General features: G+C 68.8%; 19 protein-coding genes. 10 read left to right on the top strand and 9 right to left on the bottom strand.

All coding sequences use genetic code 11. The features are described 5' to 3' along the window. Nucleotides 1–155 precede the first annotated feature (155 nt). From OHS81_RS17450 to OHS81_RS17440, 3 genes are all read left to right on the top strand, one after another. Nucleotides 156–791, top strand: a complete 636-nt coding sequence (locus OHS81_RS17450) for an HAD family hydrolase (protein ID WP_328385674.1) — start codon at nt 156–158, stop codon at nt 789–791. Between the two features lie 451 nt (nt 792–1,242). After that, nucleotides 1,243–3,243, top strand: coding sequence for a globin domain-containing protein (locus tag OHS81_RS17445; RefSeq protein WP_328385673.1), 2,001 nt, complete (start codon nt 1,243–1,245; stop codon nt 3,241–3,243). 50 nt (nt 3,244–3,293) lie between these two features. Beyond that, entirely contained in the window at nt 3,294–4,250 is a 957-nt protein-coding gene (locus OHS81_RS17440) for a pyridoxamine 5'-phosphate oxidase family protein (protein WP_328385672.1), read from the top strand. 37 nt (nt 4,251–4,287) lie between these two features. On the opposite strand, the gene OHS81_RS17435 is transcribed toward OHS81_RS17440, so the two are convergent. From OHS81_RS17435 to OHS81_RS17415, 5 genes are all read right to left on the bottom strand, one after another. Continuing rightward, complete coding sequence (locus OHS81_RS17435) at nt 4,288–4,767, bottom strand: NUDIX hydrolase (protein WP_328385671.1); 480 nt, start codon at nt 4,765–4,767, stop codon at nt 4,288–4,290. A gap of 48 nt (nt 4,768–4,815) precedes the next feature. Beyond that, nucleotides 4,816–5,712 carry a LysR family transcriptional regulator gene (locus OHS81_RS17430; RefSeq protein ID WP_328385670.1) on the bottom strand — a complete coding sequence of 299 codons (897 nt, stop codon included), beginning with the start codon at nt 5,710–5,712 and terminating at the stop codon, nt 4,816–4,818. Nucleotides 5,713–6,020: 308 nt separating this feature from the next. Beyond that, entirely contained in the window at nt 6,021–7,148 is a 1,128-nt protein-coding gene (locus tag OHS81_RS17425; RefSeq protein ID WP_328385669.1) for a cystathionine gamma-lyase, read from the bottom strand. Continuing rightward, nucleotides 7,145–7,765: a low molecular weight protein-tyrosine-phosphatase gene (locus OHS81_RS17420; protein WP_328385668.1), complete on the bottom strand. Its 621-nt coding sequence runs from the start codon at nt 7,763–7,765 to the stop codon at nt 7,145–7,147. The genes OHS81_RS17425 and OHS81_RS17420 overlap by 4 nt, the downstream gene beginning before the upstream one ends. Nucleotides 7,766–7,768: 3 nt before the next feature. Further along, on the bottom strand, nt 7,769–8,146 hold the full coding sequence (locus tag OHS81_RS17415) for a phage holin family protein (RefSeq protein ID WP_086719046.1): 378 nt from the start codon (nt 8,144–8,146) through the stop codon (nt 7,769–7,771). A gap of 48 nt (nt 8,147–8,194) precedes the next feature. Here OHS81_RS17415 and OHS81_RS17410 point away from each other — a divergent pair, with 48 nt between their 5' ends. From OHS81_RS17410 to OHS81_RS17400, 3 genes are all read left to right on the top strand, one after another. After that, nucleotides 8,195–8,512 (top strand): cupin domain-containing protein, encoded by a 318-nt coding sequence (locus OHS81_RS17410; RefSeq protein ID WP_311622940.1) that lies wholly within the window; start codon nt 8,195–8,197, stop codon nt 8,510–8,512. Between the two features lie 225 nt (nt 8,513–8,737). Then, complete coding sequence (locus tag OHS81_RS17405) at nt 8,738–8,962, top strand: DUF5326 family protein (protein ID WP_328385667.1); 225 nt, start codon at nt 8,738–8,740, stop codon at nt 8,960–8,962. 745 nt (nt 8,963–9,707) lie between these two features. Beyond that, a complete protein-coding gene (locus OHS81_RS17400; protein WP_328385666.1) occupies nt 9,708–10,130 on the top strand; it encodes an SsgA family sporulation/cell division regulator in 423 nt (140 codons plus the stop codon). Between the two features lie 179 nt (nt 10,131–10,309). Here OHS81_RS17400 and OHS81_RS17395 read toward each other — a convergent pair whose 3' ends face one another. Then, complete coding sequence (locus OHS81_RS17395) at nt 10,310–11,716, bottom strand: YibE/F family protein (RefSeq protein WP_328385665.1); 1,407 nt, start codon at nt 11,714–11,716, stop codon at nt 10,310–10,312. 220 nt (nt 11,717–11,936) lie between these two features. Between OHS81_RS17395 and thiC the strand changes: the two genes are divergently transcribed. Beyond that, nucleotides 11,937–13,721 carry a phosphomethylpyrimidine synthase ThiC gene (gene thiC, locus OHS81_RS17390; protein WP_328385664.1) on the top strand — a complete coding sequence of 595 codons (1,785 nt, stop codon included), beginning with the start codon at nt 11,937–11,939 and terminating at the stop codon, nt 13,719–13,721. 169 nt (nt 13,722–13,890) lie between these two features. Here the strand turns inward: thiC and OHS81_RS17385 are convergent, their stop codons facing one another. The 3 genes from OHS81_RS17385 to OHS81_RS17375 form a co-directional block, all read right to left on the bottom strand. Next, nucleotides 13,891–14,775: a hypothetical protein gene (locus tag OHS81_RS17385; protein WP_328385663.1), complete on the bottom strand. Its 885-nt coding sequence runs from the start codon at nt 14,773–14,775 to the stop codon at nt 13,891–13,893. A gap of 230 nt (nt 14,776–15,005) precedes the next feature. Next, a complete protein-coding gene (locus OHS81_RS17380) occupies nt 15,006–16,145 on the bottom strand; it encodes a metallophosphoesterase (protein WP_328385662.1) in 1,140 nt (379 codons plus the stop codon). A gap of 251 nt (nt 16,146–16,396) precedes the next feature. Continuing rightward, nucleotides 16,397–17,497, bottom strand: coding sequence for a LacI family DNA-binding transcriptional regulator (locus OHS81_RS17375; RefSeq protein WP_088798889.1), 1,101 nt, complete (start codon nt 17,495–17,497; stop codon nt 16,397–16,399). Between the two features lie 406 nt (nt 17,498–17,903). On the opposite strand from OHS81_RS17375, the gene hisC reads away from it, so the two are divergent. The 3 genes from hisC to cydB all read left to right on the top strand — a co-directional run bounded on the left by hisC (nt 17,904) and on the right by cydB (nt 21,829). Further along, nucleotides 17,904–18,983, top strand: coding sequence for a histidinol-phosphate transaminase (gene hisC, locus OHS81_RS17370; protein WP_328385661.1), 1,080 nt, complete (start codon nt 17,904–17,906; stop codon nt 18,981–18,983). Between the two features lie 326 nt (nt 18,984–19,309). Continuing rightward, nucleotides 19,310–20,818 carry a cytochrome ubiquinol oxidase subunit I gene (locus OHS81_RS17365; protein ID WP_328385660.1) on the top strand — a complete coding sequence of 503 codons (1,509 nt, stop codon included), beginning with the start codon at nt 19,310–19,312 and terminating at the stop codon, nt 20,816–20,818. A gap of 9 nt (nt 20,819–20,827) precedes the next feature. Beyond that, complete coding sequence (gene cydB, locus OHS81_RS17360) at nt 20,828–21,829, top strand: cytochrome d ubiquinol oxidase subunit II (RefSeq protein WP_328385659.1); 1,002 nt, start codon at nt 20,828–20,830, stop codon at nt 21,827–21,829. Nucleotides 21,830–21,835: the final 6 nt, after the last annotated feature.

Below are 21,835 nucleotides of genomic sequence, written 5' to 3'. Positions count from 1 at the left end.
CGACGTACGGTGCCGGACATGGCTCGCCCCCGGGGCCCCGATCGTACGGTTCCGGTCGTCCCCCGGGCCCCGCCCGCCGTGCGGCCCCGGCCGCAGCACCCTTCCCCCGGCTCCCGCTCTCGCCAGCCGCCGTTGTGCCTCCTAGGCTCCAGGGCATGGGCAAGCTGCATCTGTTCGACATGGACGGGACTCTGCTCCATGGGTCCGCGGCCGCCGTTGAGATCTCCCGGCAGCTCGGGCTGGACCGGGAGATCGCCGAGCTGGAACGCGGATTTGCCGCGGGTGAACTGACTCCCCCGCAGTTCGCGCAGCGGGCATGTGACCTCTGGGCCGCCGAGTTGACCGAACTCACGGTGGCCGCGGCTTTTGACGGCTCCCCCTGGCTGACCGGAATCCGGGAAGTCTGGGCGGATATCCGGACGCGCGGCGAACGGTGCGCGGTGATTTCTCTCTCGCCGGGCTTCTTCGTCGAACGGCTGCTGGCCTGGGGCGCCGATGCGGCACACGGTTCCCGCTGGCCCGCGTTGCCGATCCGCGAGGCGGTGGAGCCGGCCGGCATCCTCTCGCCGGCGGCGAAGGTACGGATTGCCGATGAGCTCTGTGTGCAGTACGGGCTGACCCGAGCCGACTGCGTGGCATACGGCGACTCCATGTCGGACACCGAACTGTTCGCCGCAGTTCCCCAGTCCGTGGCCGTGAATGCGGATCACCATGTCAGTGGGCTGGCCTCATATGCGTACGCGGGCGGTGATCTGCGGGAGGCATACGAACTGGTGCTTACTGGCCGGTAATTCCGAGCCCCTCCGACGGATTCGTCCACTGCGTACGCGGAAAATGCCGTCTGTGGGGAGGATCACTGTTATCGGAAGGGCCGCGTGGAGTGTTCCAAGATCAGGGCTTGTGGTTTCAACTGCTGCCGGTATGGTCGAGTCCGACTTGGCGGAGGCATGGATTCCGGCGGTGCGCGAAGGGCGGGCTCAAAGCTCGTCAGCCTAGCGGCGAAGCGGCCCTCGACACCCGGACTTCCGACTATTTGTCCGATGTGGCGAGCAGGGATGGCATGCTGCTGACGCGGCATCTGCTCCGCATTGTCGCAAGGGAGTAAGATATGTCCGCTTTGGAGGGTGTTGCCGGAGTCGCTTGAGTCGATGAAGAATTCCGGGGCAGGGCGGGGGAATTCCGCGCAGTTCCGTTCCACGGAAGTGCGAAGACAACCGAAAGACGTTCGAGGCGAGGCAGACCATGGACGCTCCGACCACCACGTCGGCCGATAGTGGCTCTTCCGGCGGGAGCGGTGGCGATTGGGGTTGGTTCACTCCACCGGCGAAGAAGTCCTCCGGAGAACAGCAGGAACGGCAAAACGGCCAGGACCGGCAGCAGAACCAGGACGCACCGGCAGAACCGGGCGACCGGAGTGAACACCCCGACCACGGCGACCGCAGAGACCACCATGAGTGGAACGAGAGAGATGAACGGAACGACCGGGAACAGATACCCAGTCGGCCGGTCAACCCGATCCGGCCGGTAGGCACTGCCGCCGCGCGCGAGCGGGAGACGGAGCCGTCGCAGGCACCTCCGCCGCGACACGAAGCGGACCGGCCGTCCGCGGCAGCCGGCTACCCCGAGCAGCCCTTCCTGTCGGGCTACCCCGAGCAGCCGTTCCCTGCCGGCTACCCCGAACAGCCCTTCGCGGCCTCCTATCCCGAGCAGTCCACCGCAGCCCCAGGGATCACCACAGCTCCAGGAAACACTGCAGCCTCGGGAATCGGCGCGGTTCCAGGAAACACCGCGCCGGCACCCGCCCCGCCACGCCGCGAGGCCGAGCCCGCCTGGCGTGGTGAGCCGCCCATGGACCGCCAGTCGGTCCGGGAGCGCGAATCCGCCCGGGGCCGGGAACCCGAGCCCGTACACGAAACGGCGCGCGCCACGGGAGCGCCCGCGGGAGACGCCCCCACTGGTGGCGTGCCCGCCGCTCCACCGGCCGCCCAGAACCAGGCCCCCGCCGCTCCCTCTGCCTTCACCCCCACGACGCGACGTGCGGCCCCTGCCCCGGCGCCCTCTCTCGGCGCCCTGCAGGCCTCGGCCTCGTCCGCCACGCCCGCCTCCCCCGACGCGCTGCTCATCCGTCGCACCATGGCGGAAATCGAGCCCGTGGCCGACAAGGTCACCTCGTACTTCTACGCGCTGCTCTTCGTCCAGTACCCTGACCTGCGGGCGCTGTTCCCCGCGTCGATGGACACCCAGCGCGACCGGCTCTTCAAGGCGCTGCTCACCGCCGCCCAGCATGTTGACGACGCCAAGGTGCTCACCGCCTACCTTGCGAACCTGGGGCGCGGTCACCGCAAGTACGGCACCCAGCCCGACCACTACCCGGCCGTCGGCGAATGCCTGCTCAACGCGCTCGCACGCTATGCGACGTCCAGTTGGGGGCCCGAGACGCAGGCCGCATGGGTACGGGCCTACACCGCGATCTCGCAGATCATGATCGATGCGGCGGCCGAGAACGAGGCCGTGGCGCCCGCCTGGTGGCAGGCCGAGGTCGTCTCGCATGAGCTGCGGACGCCCGATATCGCGGTGGTACTGGTCCGTCCGGACCAGCCCTACCCGTTCCTCGCGGGGCAGTACGCGAGTGTGGAAACCCCCTGGTGGCCACGGGTCTGGCGGCACTACTCCTTCGCTTCCGCACCGCGCTCCGACGGCCTGCTCTCCTTCCACGTCAAGGCGGTCCCGGCCGGCTGGGTCTCCAACGCCATGGTCCACCGCGCCCGCCCCGGCGATGTCATCCGGCTCGGTGCTCCCGGCGGCTCGATGACCGTCGACCACAGCAGGCGCAGCGGTCTGCTGTGCGTCGGCGGCGGCACCGGCATCGCCCCCATCAAGGCGCTGGTCGAGGACGTCGCGGAACACGGTGTCCGCCGTCCCGTCGAGGTCTTCTACGGAGCCCGCAGCGACCACGACCTCTACGACCTCGACACCATGCTGCAGCTGGAACAGACCCACCCGTGGCTCTCCGTGCGCCCGGTCGTCGCCACCGGACCGGCGGCCCGCGGCGGAACGAGCAGCGAGAGGGGCCAACTGCCCGACGCGGTCCGGCAATACGGTCCTTTCCGGGAATACGACGCCTATCTTTCCGGGCCGCCAGGGTTGATCCGCAACGGTGTGGACGCTTTGGTGGGGGTCGGCATCCCGACCGAGCGCATACGGCACGACTCGGTGGAAGAGCTGGTCCCGGCAGGAGACTGAGGTCTTGGCAGCGCAGGTCGAATTCGGTCCGACAAGGGGAGGGGTGGGGCATGCCACGTCAAGAGCGCCCCGGGAGCGACGGCGAGCACCTGGTGCAGCAGCGGCTCGGTACGACCAAGCGGGCCGACCGTTTCTACGGTGACCAGGTCCTGGACCATCTCAATGTCCGTATGCAGGAGTTCGTGGCCCGGCAGGAGATGTTCTTCCTGTCCACGGCCGACCGGCACGGTGAATGCGATGCCACGTTCCGGGCCGGGCCTCCGGGGTTCGTCCAGGTGCTCGATGCCCGGACGCTGGCATACCCGGAATACCGTGGCAACGGTGTCATGGCGTCCATCGGCAACATCTCGGAGAACCCGCGCCTGGGCATCTTGATGGTCGACTTCACCCGTGACCGCATCGGGCTGCACGTCAACGGCCGGGCGCGCGTCGTCATGGACGAGGACATGCGGCTGCAGCACCCCGGTCTGCCGGTCGACCCGGTCCCCGGCCGGCGTGCTCAACTGTGGGTCACCGTCGAGGTCGAAGAGGCGTACATCCACTGCGCCAAGCACATTCCGCATCTGCAGAAGGTCCCGGCACAGCAGCGCGGAGCGCGAGCCTGGGGCACCGACGACGCCAAGCGCAAGGGCGGCGACTTCTTCGGTGCGGCGGCGGAGGCAGATCAGCGGCCGCCCTTCCGGCGCGCCGAGCGCAGGAACGAGCACCTTCGGGGCGGACTGCACGAGGACACCGAGGACGCGGTGTACCAGGGGGCGGCCCCGGCGTGCGGAAGTGGACCGGTGTACGGAAGCGATCCGGTGCCCGGGGGCGGCACGCCTGCTGCGTCGGGGGTCGGTCCGGCGTACCCGGACGCGCCCCGTGACCCGGGCCGGGACGACTTTGTGGAGGAGCTGAACGCGGAGTTCCTGGACCGGGTCGAGCGGGTGCTCGCCCGTGCCCAGCCCCGTCGCCCCGCGGAGGACGATCCGGAGTTCCGCGGGTGGTTCGACCGGCGCGACGGCTGAGACAGTCCGCCGCAGGGGCGGTAGTGCGGGATACCGCTCAGCCCAGGTCCGGGGCGTGCATCGCCCGCACGCCCTCGATGTTGCCGTCGAGGTAGTGCCGCAGCGACAGCGGCACGACCTCGACGGAGGCGATGCCGACACGAGTGAAGGGCACCCGCACGATCTCGTACTCCCCGCAGGGTTCCTCGACCTCGGGGCCGTGCCGGCGAGAGACGTCCATCGAGTCGAGCCGGCAGACGAAGAAGTGCTGGACCTTCACGCCGTCCACCCCGCCGTCGCTGAAGTGCTCGACGGTGTCGACGAAGACCGGCACCACGTCCTTGACCTTTGCGCCCAGCTCTTCGTCCAGTTCGCGGTGGAGGGCGTCGATGACGGTGGCGTCCTCGGGTTCCACGCCACCGCCCGGAGTGATCCAGTACGGGGCCCGGCCCGGCTTGGTGCGCTTGATCAGAACCAGGTCCGCGCCGTCGAGCAGAATCGCGCGGGCGGTGCGTTTGACGACTGGCCGTACGTTCATAGGGGACAGATGCCGCAGTCACGGCCTGGTGAAACCCACGCCCCTCGGTCACCAGCCGACAGCGGTGCGCAGCAGCCACTCATGCGCCCGAGCGATGTGCGGAAGGCCGAGCGTCCCGGTCCGTACGGTCAAGAAGTACGTCCGCAGCGGGGGCACCGGCGGGTCGAGCAGGGCCACGACCTCGCCGCTGTCCAGTGCGCCGGCGCACAGATAGCGCGGCAGCACCGCGAGCCCCACACCGGCCGTCACGCAGGACAGCACCGCCCGGAGGTCCGCGGCGATCACGGCGGCGGAGGCGGCGGGCTTGGCGTCGAAGACCGCTGACCAGTAGCGGGCGATCAGCGGCAGGCTTTCGTGGACCTCGACGAGCGGCACGGGGTCCAGCACGCGGACTCCCCCGGCCTGCAGCACGGCGCTCCCACCCAGCTCGGCCACCCAGTGCGGCGCCGCGATCAGCACATGCTCCTCGTCGCAGAGCGGGGTGGCGGTGAGCAGCCCGCCACGCGGTCGCGTGGTGGTGACGGCCAGGTCGTGGTGGCCGGCCGCCAGGCCGGTCAGCAGCTCCTCCGCGGGGCCGAAGGCGGTCCGTATGGACAGGCCCTGGGAGATCAGCGGAGTGAGTGCCGGGAGCGCGCGCTCGGCAAGGAACTCCGGGGGCCCCGCGAGATGGAGGGTGCGGGTGACGGAGTCACGGTCCAGGCCGGCCTCTGTGATCTCGGTGAGCGCGTCCAGGTGCGGCGCCACTTTGTGGGCGAGTTCCTCGCCGATGGTGGTGGGGGTGACACCACGGGCGCAGCGGAGGAAGAGAGGGCGGCCCAACTGGCGTTCCAGGGCCCGGATCTGGCTGGTCACCGCGGGCTGGGAGAGGCCGAGTAACGCCGCGGCACGGGTGAAGGAGCCGGCTCGGTGCACGGTGACGAAGGTGCGCAGCAGAGCCAGATCCATCGCGTACCTCCTGCGCCTCTCGGAAGCCTGGTCGCGGGCCAACTATAAATTTGTCGATAGGGCTGTGTCGCTAGCGTGATTGGACAATGACGCTCAGTCAACTAGCCTTGTTCGAGCGGTTCGTTTCACGTGGAACATTTGGTTTCACGTGAAACGCGTGGACTCGGGGCCATGGGGAACCGCAGGCCGGCAGGGTGACGAGGGGGGATGCCCTGCCGGCCCACTTCATGCCGCTTTCGCGCCTCGGGCCGGGGCGCGCCCCTGTCTGTTCGACTCGTGCCGCGGTTCGGGTCGCTCCGGCCGTCCGGTCAGTTCTGTGCGGCCGTGTCCAGCGCCCGGATGACATCCGGGACCAGATCCTCCGGCTCCTCGATGCCGACCGAGAAGCGGATAAAGCCCTCCGGTACGGCATCGCCGCCCCAGCGGGCCCGTCGCTCGGCGCTGGACCGTACGCCACCGAAACTCGTCGCATCGTCCACCAGGGTCAGCGCGGCCAGGAACCGCTCTGCGTGGACCTTGTCGGGCAGGACGAAGGACACCACGGAGCCGAAGCGGCCCGGGCGCATCTGCCGGGCGGCGAGCTCGTGGGACGGATCGGACGGGAGGCCCGGGTGGCGCAGGCCGGTGACCTCGGGGCGGTCGGCCAGCGCCGCGGCCAGCGCCAGGGCGCCTTCCGACTGCTGGCGGACGCGCAGCGCGAGGGTGGCCAGGGAACGATGCGCGAGCCAGCTCTCCATCGGGCCGGGGATAGCGCCCACCGTCTTGCGCCACAGTCGTACGGAATCGGCCAGCGCGGCATCGTGGGTACTGGCGTACCCCAGCAGGACGTCGCCGTGGCCGGTCAGTGCCTTGGTGCCACTGGCGACCGAGAAGTCCGCGCCCAGGTCGAGCGGCCGCTGGCCGAGCGGGGTGGCGAGGGTGTTGTCGACGGCCACCAGCGCACCGCGCCGGTGTGCTTCGTCGGCCAGCCGCCGGATGTCGCAGACATCGAGGCCGGGGTTGGAGGGCGTTTCGATCCACAGCAGCCGGGCGCCGTCCAGCGCGTCGAGCTGTGCGTCGTGTGCGGTCGGAGCGGTACGGACCTCGATTCCGTAGCCCTCCAGACGCGTGCGGACGGCCGGCAGCAGCTGGTATCCGTCGCTGGGGAGCACCACGGTGTCGCCGGTGCGCAGCTGGGAGAAGAGGACCGCGGTGATCGCGGCCATCCCGGAGGCGAAGGCAACGGTGTGGGCGCTTTCGTCCGGTGACTCGAGCTCGCCGATGGCCTGTTCCAGACGGGTCCAGGTCGGGTTGGCGTCGCGGCCGTAGGTGTACGGGCCGACGGCATCGCCGGGGAGGTGATAGTGCGCCGCGAACACCGGCCCCGGGAGGGTGGGCTCATAGGCCTCGGGCTCCGGAAGCCCGGCGCGTACAGCGCGGGTGCCGTCGCCGGTCATGCGCTCTCCTTTTGGTGCGGCTGCTGCGGCTCCTGCGCCTGGGGCCGGCCGGGGTCATACCCGTGAGCGGGGGCGGTGACCGCGGTACGGGACATGATCGCGGCCCGTACCGCTACCAGCAGGCCGTCGCTCGCCGCCTCGACCATCTCCAGGCACTTCTCGAAACCGGCGATACCGCCGTAGTACGGATCGGGCACGTCGAGGTCGTCGACGGCGCCGAGGCGGTGTGGCGGTCCCGGGACGGCGTCCGCCGCCGTGCCCGGCCCGTACGAGCGCAGCAGGTGGATCTTGGCGGCGTCCTGCGCGGTCGGGGCCAGGCCGCGCAGCTCGCGCAGATGGCCGGAATCGAGCGCAATGACCAGGTCGAGGTGGTCGAACCAGGAGGTGTGGAATTGCCGGGCGGCGTGGACGTGTTCATAGCCGCCCGCGCGCAGCACGGCGTCCGTGCGCGGGTCGGCTCCCTCGCCCTCGTGCCAGCCGCCGGTCCCCGCGCTGTCGGCCTCGACCAGGCCGTCGAGGCCGTCTTCCACCAGGCGGGCGCGGAAGACGGCCTCCGCCATCGGCGACCGGCAGATGTTGCCGGTGCAGACGAAGCAGATGCGGAAGGGGGCGGTCAAGGATCAGTCCTCGTCGGGAAGGATCACATGCATCGCCCAGGCGACGATGGAGATGATCACGCCCCCGAGCAGGGCCGTCCAGAAGCCGTCCACATGGAAGGCGAGGTCGGCCTTGCCGGCGAGCCAGGAGGTCAGCAGCAGCATGAGCGCATTCACGACCAGCGTGATCAGGCCGAGAGTGAGGATGAACAGAGGGAAGGACAGCAGCTTCACCACAGGCTTGACCAGGAAATTAACCAGCCCGAAGATCAGCGCGACCAGGATCAGAGTGAGTATCTTGCGGCCGGTGTTCTCACCGGTGAGCGTGATGTCCTTGAGCAGCCAGATGGCCACGGCAAGCGCCGCGGCATTGGCGATCGTCTTGACCAGAAAATGCTTCATGGTGAGATCGTCGCAGACGAGTCTGAATCATCAGAGGGGACGATCGGCATGAAGGCTTTCAGACTGGACGAGCTGGAAGCGGAACGGGCCGCGAACGACGGCGCGTATCTGCAGTTCCTCCGGGAACGCAACATGTCGGTCGGGCTGTACGCACTGGACGCCGGCAGCATCGATCCGCAGCAGCCGCACGCCCAGGACGAGGTGTATCTCGTGGTCAGCGGCCGGGCGGCGATCACCGTCGGGGCAGAGACCCAGCCGGTGGCCCGGGGCAGCGTCGTCTATGTGCCGGCCGGGGTGCCCCACAAGTTCCATCACATCAGCGAGGATCTCCGGGTGATGGTGGTCTTCTCTCCTCCTGAGAGCTAAGGGCCTGGCCCCGGAACCCGTAGGGGAAGGGTCAGGGAAGGGCCGGGGCTGCGAAGCCCCCATGGCCGCGGTACGCGTCCTAGCATCGTTGGTGCAGGGGAACCGAAGGTGTGAGGCAACAGACAGGCCGCACGCGGACGGCGTGACCACTGCGGCAACGGCACAGTCGACGGATGGCGCGGTACGGACAGCGACAGCGCGACAGACAGAAAGCAGGGCAGAGCAGTGGCTGGTAAGGGGATATTCGCAGGACTTCCGTGGTGGGTCACCTGGGTCGTGGTGCCCGTCGTTCTGATCGTCGTCTTCGGCGGACTGATCACCACCGCGCTCGGCTTCCTGATCGGTGTGCTGTTCAAGGTCCTCATAGCGGCAGCCCTGATCGCCGGAGTCGTCTACCTCGTCCGCAGGTCCAGTGGCTCGTCATCGTCCTCGTCGAAGGGCGACTGGTAAGCGGCAGGACCGCCCGCCGACCGGCCCCCGTGCCCCGCTGTGAGCGGACTCGGGCGTTCGGTAGGGCAATCATGAACAGCCAATCCGTCTGCTGTCCTTGCGGGTGCCCGGCCCGGAGCCGGGCGCCCGCAAGAAGCTCTCCGGGCCTGCGAAGGCGGGCCGCGGCGGGCCCGAGCCGGCGCCGCCGTCTACTTCGCCGTCCCACCGGGAGGGTGATGTCGGGGCGGTGGCGGTCGCCCACCGCAGCAGCGGCCGCCGGTGGAGTCGTGGGTGGACTTCCGTGCCACCACACCCGGCCACGCGATCGGGCAATGTCTGCTCGCACGGTTTGACGAGGCCTCAAACGGAGAGTGTCCAGCGCACCGTGTCGTCCAGTCGATATCGCCCTTTTCCATGCGATCTGCGGACGAATTGCTGCACCCCGCGGATACGGTGCGTGGTAATCATCGGGCTTTCGCGCATCGGAGATATGCCTTGGGCGCGCCGTGCGCGACCCTCCCTGCCCAGGTCGAGGCGGACGGCTCGGTGCCCGCGGATTCCCTGCCCGCGGACGAACTGCATCGATTGCGGTCCGTTACGGACCGACTACGAAAAATGGCGGAGGCGGCACTAACGACACTCGCCTTCTCTGTCAGTATCTGAAAACTCACTCCTTGTGATCTGCTTGCGCGTGACAGACGATGGCGCCAATAGGGCCACGGGGATGTTTCCCGGCCATCTCCGATCAAGTGCGGGGCAGTGGTTGATGACCGACACAGTTCAGGCAGAAGTGATCATGAGCTTCGTCGTTTCGGAAGAGCTCGCGTTCCGGATTCCGGTGGAGCTGGACTTCGCCAGCGCCGATCCGTACGCCGTCCGCCTCACCTTCGATCTGCCCGGCGATGCACCCGTGACCTGGGCGTTCGGTCGAGAGCTGCTGCTGGACGGGCTGAGCCGGCCCTCCGGTGAGGGTGATGTGCGTATCGAGCCGGCTTCCCCCGCGCACCTCAGCGATGTCTTCATCAGCCTTCAAGTCGGCGCCGAGCGCGCGCTGTTCCGGGTCAGCGCGGCGCCGCTGGTCGCCTTCCTCGACCGTACGGACCGGCTCGTACCGCTGGGTAAGGAAGAGGTCTGCGACACCCTGGAGGCCGTACTGGACCAGATCCTCACGGAGGCACCGGCCGGCTGACCCGCCCGGTCGCCCCGTCCACACCGACGCCCCACGGGTACGCCGGTCCACCCGCGTACCCGGTGCCTTCCCTGTCCGTACCGCCCGTCCGTACCGCCTGCCTGTCACCGTGCTCCGCCCGTCCGCCCCCGCACCTCTCGCGGCCCGTGGAGGGGGCGGAAGCCGTCCCTGCGTCCCCGTCACCGCTTACGGCGTCTGCCACGTCCCCCGCGACGGCCCGGGCGGCTCTCCGTGGTGCCCGTCGGCATGCCGGCGCCCACCACGGCCTCGGAATCCGCCCCGGATTGCCGGACGACTCCCGGCCCTCCGTCGACGCCCGGCGTGCCCGGCCCCTTCCGGTCCGCCGAGACCACCAGTGCCGCCAGCAACGTCGTCAGCGGCACTGCGGCAACCAGCCCGATGCTGCCCACCAGCGTGCGGATGACTTCCTCCGCGACCACTTCGCTCGTGGCGACCGTGCCGACGCTGCTCTGTGCGATCGAGAACAGCAAAAGCAACGGCAGGGCGGCGCCCGCGTAGGCCAGTACAAGGGTGTTGACGACGGACGCGATGTGGTCCCGGCCGATCCGCATCGCGGCGCCGTAGAGCTTGCGCCAGCCGGCGGACGGGTCGGCCTCCTTGAGTTCCCAGACGGCGGCGGTCTGCGTCACCGTCACATCGTCGAGCACACCCAGCGACCCGATGATGATCCCGGCGAGCAGCAGGCCGCGGATCTCGATGTCGGGGTACAGGCCGTGCACCAGCCCCGTCGTGTCGTCCGTATTGCCGGTCAGCAGCGCCCAGTTGATGAATACTGACCCGAGCAGCCCGATCAGCAGCAGCGAGGCGAGGGTGCCGAGTACGGCCACCGACGTACGGGCCGTCAGGCCATGGCACAGGTAAAGCGCGATCAGCATGATCGCGCTTCCCCCGACCACAGCCACCACCAGCGGGTTGGAACCCTGCAGGATCGCCGGGAGGATGAACAGCGTCAGGACCACAAAGCTGGCCGCCAGCGCCACCAGCGCCAGTACTCCACGCAGCCGGCCGACGATTACCACCGCGAACGCGAAGAGAGCGGCCAGTACCCACATCGGGAGAGTCCGGTCGACATCGCTGACCGCATACTGCAGATCCTTCGGCGCCTTGGGGGAGTACGCCACCACCACCTCCTGGCCGGTGGTGTAGTGCCGCAGGGCGTCCGGCGTCACCACCGTCTGGAAGGTGCGCCCGGCGTTCTTTCCCGTGGTGACTTTGATCGTCGTCTGTTGACAGGGCTTGGCCTTGTCCGCTCCCCCGGCCGGTGGCTGTCCGGTCGGGGAGGGGGGCTGGGGCTGCTGCTCGGCATGGACATCGGCGCAGTTGACCTCTGCCACCTTGATGACCCGGGCCCGCTCCGTGGGCTGGTCGAAGCCGACGCCGGACGGTTTGTGGGGTGGTGCACCGCCCGGCCAGAGCACGACCAGGCCGACCGCTACCGCGGCTGCGAAGGGGATCAGCACTGCCGCGATGACCTTGCGCAGATGCCGGGAGACGGGCGCGGCAGGGCCATGGCCGTGTGCATGCGAGTGCGTGGCGGAATGGTGGTGGGGCTCGTGAGGGCTCACCGCCCGATCATCGCAAGAAGCTCGGGGCCCCCTGTTCACTCCGCCGCATCGGCCGCTACCGTGGTGCCACCTTTGCAATCGCGGGAGCTCGGAGCACCGGGCTGAGAGGGCGCTGACCTTCGTCCCAGCGGCGTTTCACGTGAAACGCCCATGGACGTAAGCCGCTGCGTCGACCGCTGAACCTGTTACCGGGTAATGCCGGCGTAGGGAGTTGGGTCTCATGACTCTGCAGGATGCACGCACGCCCGAAAACGGAAACGGTGCCGGCGGCAGCAGTGAGCCGCAGATCGGCTGGCACAAGGGCTATGTCTCCGGATCGCGCCCGGACCTTCGGGTCCCGGTCCGGCGGGTGCACCTCACCAACGGCAAGGACGTGACGCTCTACGACACGTCAGGGCCGTACACCGATCCGCATATCGATACCGACGTCCGTCGTGGTCTGGCGCCGCTGCGGGAGAATTGGATCACCGCTCGCGGCGACACCGAGGAGTACGCGGGGCGCCCCCCGCGGCCCGAGGACGACGGCCTCAAGCACACCTCGCCGCGCGGCGGGCTCAAGAATCTCGACGCGGTCTTCCCGGGCCGCCCCCGCCAGCCGCGCCGCGGCCGTGACGGCGCCGCGGTCACCCAGCTCGCCTACGCCCAGCGCGGCGAGATCACCGCGGAGATGGAGTATGTCGCCCTCCGCGAGAACGTCACCCCCGAGTTCGTCCGCGACGAGATCGCGGCCGGACGCGCGGTGCTGCCGGCGAACATCAACCACCCGGAGATCGAGCCGATGATCATCGGCAAGAACTTCCTGGTGAAGGTGAACGCGAACATCGGTAATTCGGCGGTCACCTCCTCCATCGAGGAGGAGGTGGAGAAGATGACCTGGGCGACTCGCTGGGGCGCCGACACGGTCATGGACCTCTCCACCGGGCGCAATATCCACACCACCCGCGAATGGGTGCTGCGCAACTCCCCCGTACCCATCGGCACCGTGCCGCTGTACCAGGCACTGGAGAAGGTCGACGGCAAGGCCGAGGAGCTGACCTGGGAGATCTACAAGGACACCGTCATCGAGCAGGCCGAACAGGGCGTCGACTACATGACGGTGCATGCCGGTGTGCTGCTCCGGTATGTCCCCCTGACGGCCCGCCGTAAGACCGGCATCGTCTCGCGCGGCGGCTCGATCATGGCGGCCTGGTGCCTGGCGCACCACAAGGAGTCGTTCCTCTATACGCACTTCGAGGAGCTCTGCGAAATCCTGGCCTCGTACGACGTCACCTACTCGCTCGGTGACGGTCTGCGCCCCGGGTCCATCGCGGACGCCAACGACGAGGCGCAGTTCGCGGAGCTGCGGACGCTCGGTGAGCTGAACACCATCGCCAAGCGGCACGGCGTGCAGACGATGATCGAGGGCCCGGGACATGTCCCGATGCACAAGATCAAGGAGAACATCGACCTCCAGCAGGAGATCTGCGAGGAGGCCCCGTTCTATACGCTCGGCCCGCTGACCACGGATATCGCGCCCGCCTACGACCACATCACCTCCGGTATCGGAGCGGCGATGATCGCTTGGTGGGGCACCGCCATGCTCTGCTACGTCACGCCCAAGGAGCATCTGGGCCTCCCGGACCGCGACGACGTCAAGACCGGCGTCATCACGTACAAGATCGCGGCTCATGCGGCAGACCTGGCCAAGGGGCACCCGGGCGCCCAGGAATGGGATGACGCGCTCTCCGATGCCCGCTTCGAGTTCCGCTGGGAGGACCAGTTCAACCTGGCCCTCGACCCGGACACGGCCCGCGCCTTCCACGACGAGACGCTGCCCGCCGAGCCGGCGAAGACGGCCCACTTCTGCTCGATGTGCGGGCCGAAGTTCTGCTCGATGAAGATCAGCCAGGACATCCGCCGCGAACACGGCGGTGATCTGGCGATCGACCCCGAGGCCGGAATGGCCGAGAAGTCGAAGGAGTTCGCGGCCGCGGGCAACCGCGTGTATCTGCCGCTCGCGGAGTAGCCACCTTTGGACGGCGTTCCTTCGGGCTCCTCCGGACGCCCGGGCGTCGCTCCTTGGGCCGCCTCCGGCGGAAGGCCCCCACCGAAAGGCGGGGGCCTTCTGCTTGCTCACGGTGCGGCGATGAGCGTCCTCCGGTGCCCCTCAGGGCGCCGGGCCGCCGCCCCGTGCACTAATCCGTCCGGTGGTCCGGTCCCCCGTAATCCGGGCTGGTGAAGTCCGGGCTGGAGTAGCGCGGGCGGGACCCCGAGGAGCCGCTGTCGGGGCTGGTGAACTCGGGGCGGGTGTAGCCGAGGGTGGGGATCCGGCTTTCGGGTGGTGGAGTGCGGCGCGGGACATAGCGGGCCGGGTCCTCGTCCGGAGTGGCCGTGGGGTCGGCAAGGGCCTCACGGAGAAAGGGCAGCACACCGCGCTCCAGGAGGGCGCGGCGCCACACCTCACGGGCGTCGTCCAGCGCCTCGCCGAGTTCGCCGACTCCGGCGGCCTGGGGGGACGAGCCGTTGCGCAGCGCGGTGATGAGCAGTCCGGCCATCGCGACAAGGGTCCCCGCGGCGGTCAGTGCCGCGAAGATCCAGCCGACGTTGATCAGTGGCTGCGCCAAGGACTTGTCGGGGCTGATGGCGCGCAGCACATAACCGATGAGGAGGAAGAGCACCGCAGCGATGCCGGCGAGGACGGGCGCGAGGACGGCGACCATGGCGGTGAGCCCGGCGCCGGGGGTTTCGGCCTCGCCCGGGGCCATGGCGGTGGCCGGTCCTGGGCTCCCGTCGGCCTCCAGGCTCTGCTCCTCGTCGTCCGCTGCGGCAAGGGACGGCGCGGGCGTCGGTGCGCGCCACTCGGCGCGGAGCTGTACATAGCGTTGGTATTCGGCCGTGGCGCACGCGGCGATGGCGGTGGTCGCGCTGAGCGCCATCGTGCGCAACTGCTCGTTGTTGAGGTGATTTCCCGTGGCGGCGGTGAAGTCGTCCGGGCGGTATTCGGCGGTACGCAGCGCCTCATCAAGGATCCGCGCAAATTCCGCGCGGTCCTCGTTCAGCAGGTGCGGAGCGCTGTTCATGTGGATCCCCCGATGCTCCGTAGGGCCGTACGGCCGGCGTTGGCCGGGCAGTGGGCGGAAACGGAGGAGAGCCTGCTACGGATAGTCCGATGGTAGAGCGACTGCGGCGCGGGGTGACAGAGAGTTTACGGAATTTGAGTAATGCCACGACCGGTTTCCGCCCGTGCGGGCCCCCTACGGCGTGCCGTCCGTCCGCCGTCCGCCCTTCCGTACCCCTGCCCCGATAACGTTCAGCCGGCCAGCGGAAGTTGAACGACCAAAAGCTTTCCGGCCATGGTGATACCGCCGTCCATGGCGATGGCCAGACCGTCCGCGTAGACATGCGGACCGTCGACCGCCACGCTCTCGCTCTCGCTCTCCTCGGTGCCGACCTCGCCCAGCAGATAGGGGATCGGGCTGTGGCCGTGTACGACGCGGTCGCCGCCGTAGGCATCGAGGAGTTCTCGTACGGCATCCGAGCCGTCCTCGTCGCGGAAGGCGAAGCGTTTGGTGAACTTGCGGAAAAGATCCCAGACTTCGTCCGCATCGCTGCGGGTGAGCACGTCGTGGACGGTGTCGTTGACGGCCTCGATGGAGTCGCCGTATTCGAGGTAGGCAGTGGTGTCGGAGTGCACGAGCAGATGCCCGTCCTCCTCCATCACGGCGTCCAGGCGGGCCATCCACTGGAGGTGGTGGTCCTCCAAGCGGTCCATATCGGTCTTCTGGCCGCCGTTGAGGAGCCAGGCGGCCTGGAAGGAGGCGGTGCCCGCGCCGGACTGTACGGGGGTGTCGCCGAACCGCTTGGCACCCAGCAGCAGGAGTTCGTGGTTGCCCATCAGGGCCTTGCAGTAGCCGCCGGCCGCCGCGGCCTCGGCGGAGAGCTGCATGACGAGGTCGATGACGCCGATGCCGTCCGGGCCGCGGTCGGTGAAGTCGCCGAGGAACCAGAGCCGGGCATTGCCGGCCGCCCAGTTGCCGTCGCCGTCGATCAGGCCCTCGGCGGCCAGCGCCTCGCGCAGCTCGTCGTAGTAGCCGTGCACATCGCCGACGACATACAGCGGCCCCATGCCCTCGGGCGCGTCGGGGTCCTGGGCCGGTTCGGGCACCGGGACGACGGCGGGGCGGTCGATGAGGGTGTCCGTGCGCTCGGGCTCGATGACCGGGAGGTCGCGCGCGGTCGGGGTGTACTCCTCGGGCAGCTCCGCGGGCGGAGCGGTGGGCGGCACCACGGGGGGCGCGGCGGGAGGGGCGGCAGGAGGCGCGGCCGGGGTGCCGGCGGGCAGGTGGAGCGGCGGGCCGGCAGGCGGCACGGGGGACCCGGCGGACGCGCCGGAGGGAACTCCTGGCGGCGGAACAGACGCCGGAGTTTCTCCCGCCATGGTCCACACCATGGGTCCCTGACTGGCCCCCTGAGTCATCGACCCCTCCACCGTCGCGCCGCCGTGCACCTCTCGGACCTTTGCCTGGTCGACGGCGGTCCGCGGTGTCGTGCGCCCATCATAGGAATGCCGATCGCGGGTTGTGACGCACCCGGGGGTGGTCAATCCGCCGAAGCCCGGCATTCGCGGCGGATTTATCCCGGGATCGCCCTGTTTTTTCCTCGTAGAAGTGATCACACCGTCGCTCGTATGTGGGAGCACGCTCAGTCGCCGGTGGGCCCTCGGGGTGGGCTGATGGTCGTTCTCGGGGGCCGCCGCTGGGACGAGGCCCGGACGATCAGATCGGTCGGTATCACCTGTTCGACGGGCCGGCCGTTGTCGAGCCCTTCGATGGCGTCGATGAGGATCTGCACGACGGCGGTGCCGATGCGGCGCGGTTTGAGGGACAGCGTGGTGACGGGCGGTTCGGTGGCGGCGTAGAGGGTGGACTCGCTGCAGCAGACCAGCAGCAGGTCCTCCGGCACTCTCAGGCCGTAGCGCCGGGCGGCGGCGAGCAGGTCCGTGCCGTTGGGGTCGAAGAGCCCGTAGACGGCGTCCGGGCGGTCCGGGCGGGCCAGCAGCCGGTCGGCGGCGACGGCCCCGGCGCACGGGTCGTGTGCCGGGTAGGACTCGTACACCGGGTCCTGGCCGACCCGCTCGCACCAGTGCAGATAGGCGGTGGTCGACAGGCGGGTGTAGGTGTCGGTGGTGTTGCCCGTGAGCAGGCCGATGCGACGGGCACCGGCATCGGCGAGATGGTCGAGCAGGCCGAGGACGGCCGCCTCGTGATCGTTGTCGACCCAGCCGGTGACGGGCAGCGTGCCGCCGGGGCGGCCGTCGGAGACGACGGGGATGCCGTGCCGGACGAGCTCGGTGACGACGGGGTCGCCGTCGGCGGGGTCGATGACGACGGTGCCGTCCAGGGCGACGTTGGACCAGACGTCGTGGCGGGAGGTCGCGGGGAGGATGACCAGCGCATAGCCCCGGGCCAAGGCCGCGGAGGTGGCCGCTCTGGCCATCTCGGCGAAGTACGCGAATTCGGTGAAGGTGAAAGGTTCATCCCCGTACGTGGTCACGGTCAGGCCGAGGAGCCCCGACTTGCCCGTACGGAGGGTGCGGGCGGCTGCGGACGGGCGGTAGCCCAGCCGGTCGGCCACCTCGCGGACATGGCTACGGGTGGCGTCCGGAAGCCGGCCCTTGCCGTTGAGCGCGTCGGAGACAGTCGTGATCGACACCCCGGCTGCGGCGGCCACGTCCCGGATGCCCGCCCGCCCCAGCCGGCGACCGGTCGACCGGCTCACCTGATGCTTCCCTGCTGCTGTCATGGCGAGCCGATAGTAGGGCTCATTAGGGCCATTCGCGGGGCTTGGGTGATGGCTGTGGAGAGGTACGTTTCTGCACGGCTGAAAGCACTCAATTCTCATGGAAGCAAAGGAAGTTGGCGCAATCGGTGATCATTTCTGGGGAGAGGTGGCGCGTTTGCCTGTCGATCGCTTCGGGTCTCGAAGCGGCCTCAAGTCACCTTGACGGGGGACGCGCGCCACGGAGTGAGCCACCAGCGCACGCCGAACCGGACGGCGCCCCCTGGAGGCTCCGCGCGGGGCTTCCCCGGTGCCGGACCGAGGCGTGTGGCCGAGCCGGGCGGCGGGCCGGGGGCTGCCGCCGAACGGGTCAATCCTCATAAGGTGTGCAGTATTGGAGAAGAGGCAGGACGGTCGAGGAGGACCTGCGGTGAGCGAGAAGACCCCGAAACTGCGTGCTGCGCTGGACGGCATCCCCACCTACAAGCCGGGCCGGCCGGCGGCGGCCGGCGGCCCCGTCACGTACAAGCTGTCCTCCAACGAGAACCCCTATCCGCCGCTGCCGGGTGTCCTGGAGAGCGTGGTGACCGCCGCCGGCGCCTTCAACCGCTACCCGGACATGGCCTGCACGGGCCTGATGGCGGAGCTGTCCGAGCGGTTCTCGGTGCCCCTGGAACATCTGGCGACCGGCACCGGATCGGTCGGGGTGGCTCAGCAGCTGGTCCAGTCGACGGCCGGGCCCGGCGATGAAGTGATCTACGCCTGGCGGTCGTTCGAGGCCTACCCGATCGTCACCCAGGTCTCCGGCGCCACGTCCGTGCAGGTCCCGCTGACCTCCGGTGAGGTACACGACCTGGACGCCATGCTCGCCGCGGTCACCGACCGGACCCGGTTGATCTTCGTCTGCAACCCCAACAACCCCACCGGCACCGTCGTCCGCCGTGCGGAGCTGGAGTCCTTCCTGGACCGGGTGCCGAGTGATGTGCTGGTGGTGCTGGACGAGGCGTACTGCGAATTCGTGCGCGATCCCCAGGTGCCGGACGGCATCGAGCTCTACCGCGACCGCCCCAATGTGTGTGTGCTGCGCACCTTCTCCAAGGCGTACGGCCTGGCGGGACTGCGGGTCGGCTTTGCGGTGGCCCATGAGCCGGTGGCCGCGGCGCTGCGGAAGACGGCGGTGCCGTTCGGGGTGAGCCAGCTGGCGCAGGAGGCGGCGGTGGCGTCGCTGCGCAGCGAGGCGGCGCTGCTGGAGCGGGTCGACGCGCTGGTGGCCGAGCGGTCTCGGGTGGTGGACGCTCTGCTGGGGCAGGGCTGGACGGTCCCCGAATCGCAGGCGAACTTCGTCTGGCTGCGGCTGGGGGACCGCACGACCGACTTCGCGGCGGCCTGCGAGCGGGCCGGTGTGGTCGTGCGGCCGTTCGCCGGCGAGGGCGTACGGGTGACGATCGGTGAGGGGCCGGCGATGGACCTGTTCCTGCAGGCCGCGGAGGAGTTCCGCAAGGTGCTGTAGCCCGCCGTTGGACGGGTGTGCCGGGGCCGTGGGTCTGCTGACCTGCGGCCTCGTGCGTGATGCGCGCTTTCTCGCCGCTGCGGACGGGTGCCGGGGTGCGCCGACCGCCGTCGGTGCGGGCTGGAATCGTGGCAGGTGGAGGGCGGGATGGCGCCCGGTGGTCGGGCGTGACCGCAGTCACGTACCCCCCGGCAGAAATGGCTGAGACCCGTAGGAGATAATTGCTTGTGAATGTGAACGCGTTCACAAGCGCGTCCTGTATGGGCCACTTTATGTGGTGCATACAGGGCATTGCCGTAGTGCAACGGCGACGTAAGGAGCACGGCATGGAACTGGCGTTGGCGCCAGAGACTCTGGCGCGATGGCAATTCGGCATCACCACCGTCTACCACTTCCTGTTCGTCCCCCTGACGATCTCCCTCGCCGCTCTGGTGGCCGGACTCGAGACCGCATGGGTACGCACGGCGAAGCAGAAGTACCTCAAGGCCACCAAGTTCTGGGGCAAGCTGTTTCTGATCAACATCGCGATGGGTGTCGTCACCGGCATCGTCCAGGAGTTCCAGTTCGGGATGAACTGGTCCGCCTACTCGCGGTTCGTCGGTGACGTCTTCGGCGCCCCGCTGGCCTTCGAGGCGCTCATCGCATTCTTCTTCGAGTCCACCTTCATCGGACTGTGGATCTTCGGTTGGGACAAGCTGCCGAAGAAGATCCACTGCTTCTGCATGTGGATGGTCTCGATCGGCACGATTCTGTCCGCGTACTTCATCCTCGCGGCGAACTCCTGGATGCAGCACCCGGTCGGCTACAAGTACAACGCCGCGAACGGCCGTGCCGAGCTGACGGACTTCTGGAAGGTGCTGACCCAGGACACCACCCTGGTCGTCGCCTTCCACACGCTGACCGCGGCCTTCCTCACCGGCGCCGCCTTCATGGTCGGTATCGCCGCCTTCCACCTGATGCGCAAGAAGCACATCAAGGTCATGCGGACGTCGCTGCGGCTCGGGCTGATCACGCTGGTCATCTCGGGCATCCTCACGGCGGTCAGCGGTGACTCGCTCGGCAAGGTCATGTTCAAGCAGCAGCCGATGAAGATGGCCGCGGCCGAGGCGCTGTGGGACAAGGAACAGCCTGCGCCGTTCTCGGTCTTCGCCTACGGCGATGTCGACAAGGGGCACAACACGGTCGCCATCGAGATACCCGGTCTGCTGTCCTTCCTCGCGCACAACGACTTCAGCTCGCCGGTCCCCGGCATCAACGACGTCAACAAGTCCGAGCAGCAGAAGTTCGGGCCCGGCGACTACCGGCCCAACATCCCGGTCGCCTACTGGGGCTTCCGCTGGATGATCGGCTTCGGTATGTCGTCCTTCGCCATCGGGCTCGCCGGGCTCTGGCTCACCCGTAAGAAGTTCTGGCTGGCTCCGGGGCTGCGGACGGGGGACGAGGAACCACCGCACCTCGCGCTCACCAAGAACAAGGTGCTCGGTGCCCGGCTGAGCAAGTGGTACTGGTCGCTCGCCTTCGTCACCCTCGGCTTCCCGCTCATCGCGAACTCGTGGGGCTGGATCTTCACCGAGATGGGCCGCCAGCCCTGGGTCGTCTACGGCGTGCTGCGCACCTCGGACGCGGTGTCCCCGGGCGTCTCGCAGGGCGAGGTGCTCACCTCGATGATCGTTTTCACCGCGCTCTACGCGATCCTCGCCGTGGTCGAGGTCAAGCTGCTGGTGAAGTACATCAAGGCCGGACCGCAGGAGCTCACCGACTCCGACCTCAACCCGCCCACCAAGATCGGCGGCGACAGCACGGACGCCGACCGGCCGATGGCCTTCTCGTACTAGGAGGCGACTGTGCAACTCCACGACGTCTGGTTCGTCCTTATCGCCGTCCTCTGGACCGGGTACTTCTTCCTCGAAGGGTTCGACTTCGGGATCGGTATCCACACCAAGCTGCTCGCCCGCGACCGGCGGGAGAAGCGCGTACTGATCAACACCATCGGCCCGGTCTGGGACGGCAACGAGGTCTGGCTGATCAGCGCGGCCGGTGCGACCTTCGCCGCCTTCCCCGACTGGTACGCCACGCTCTTCTCCGGCTTCTATCTGCCGCTGCTGCTGATCCTGGTGTGCCTGATCGTGCGCGGGGTCGCCTTCGAATACCGCCACAAGCGGACCGAGGAGCGCTGGCAGCGGAACTGGGAAAACGCGATTTTCTGGGCCTCACTGCTGCCCGCGGTGCTCTGGGGCGTCCTGTTCGGCAACCTCGTGCACGGCGTCAAGATCGACGCTCACAAGGAATATGTGGGGAGCGTGCTCGACCTGCTGAACCCGTACGCGATTCTGGGCGGGCTGGTCACGCTGACGCTGTTCACCTTCCACGGTGCGGTGTTCGCCTCGCTCAAGACCACGGGCGACATCCGGGAGCGGGCGCGCAGGATGGCGGCCGTCCTCGGGGTGCTCACCCTGGTGCCGGTGGTCGGCTTCCTCGGCTGGACCCAGGCAGGCAAGGGCGACGGCACCAGCCTGATCGCCATGATCGTCGCGGTGGTCGCGCTGGTAGCGGCGCTGGGGGCCAACAAGCTCGGGCGTGAGGGCTGGGCGTTCGCCTTTTCCGGCATCACGGTCGTGGCCGCGGTCGCGATGCTGTTCCTGACGCTCTTCCCGAACGTCATGCCCTCGACGCTGAACGAGAGCTGGAGCCTCACGGTCAGCAATGCCTCGTCCAGCCCCTACACCTTGAAGATCATCACGTGGTGCGCCGGTTTCGCCACACCGCTGGTGATGCTCTACCAAGGGTGGACGTACTGGGTGTTCCGCAAGCGCATCGGCACCCAGCACATCGCCGATGCCCACTAGCTGAGC

It is taken from the genome of Streptomyces sp. NBC_00400, from assembly GCF_036048035.1.
GTDB lineage: Bacteria > Actinomycetota > Actinomycetes > Streptomycetales > Streptomycetaceae > Streptomyces.
This window is presented reverse-complemented; position numbering and strand designations above follow the sequence as displayed.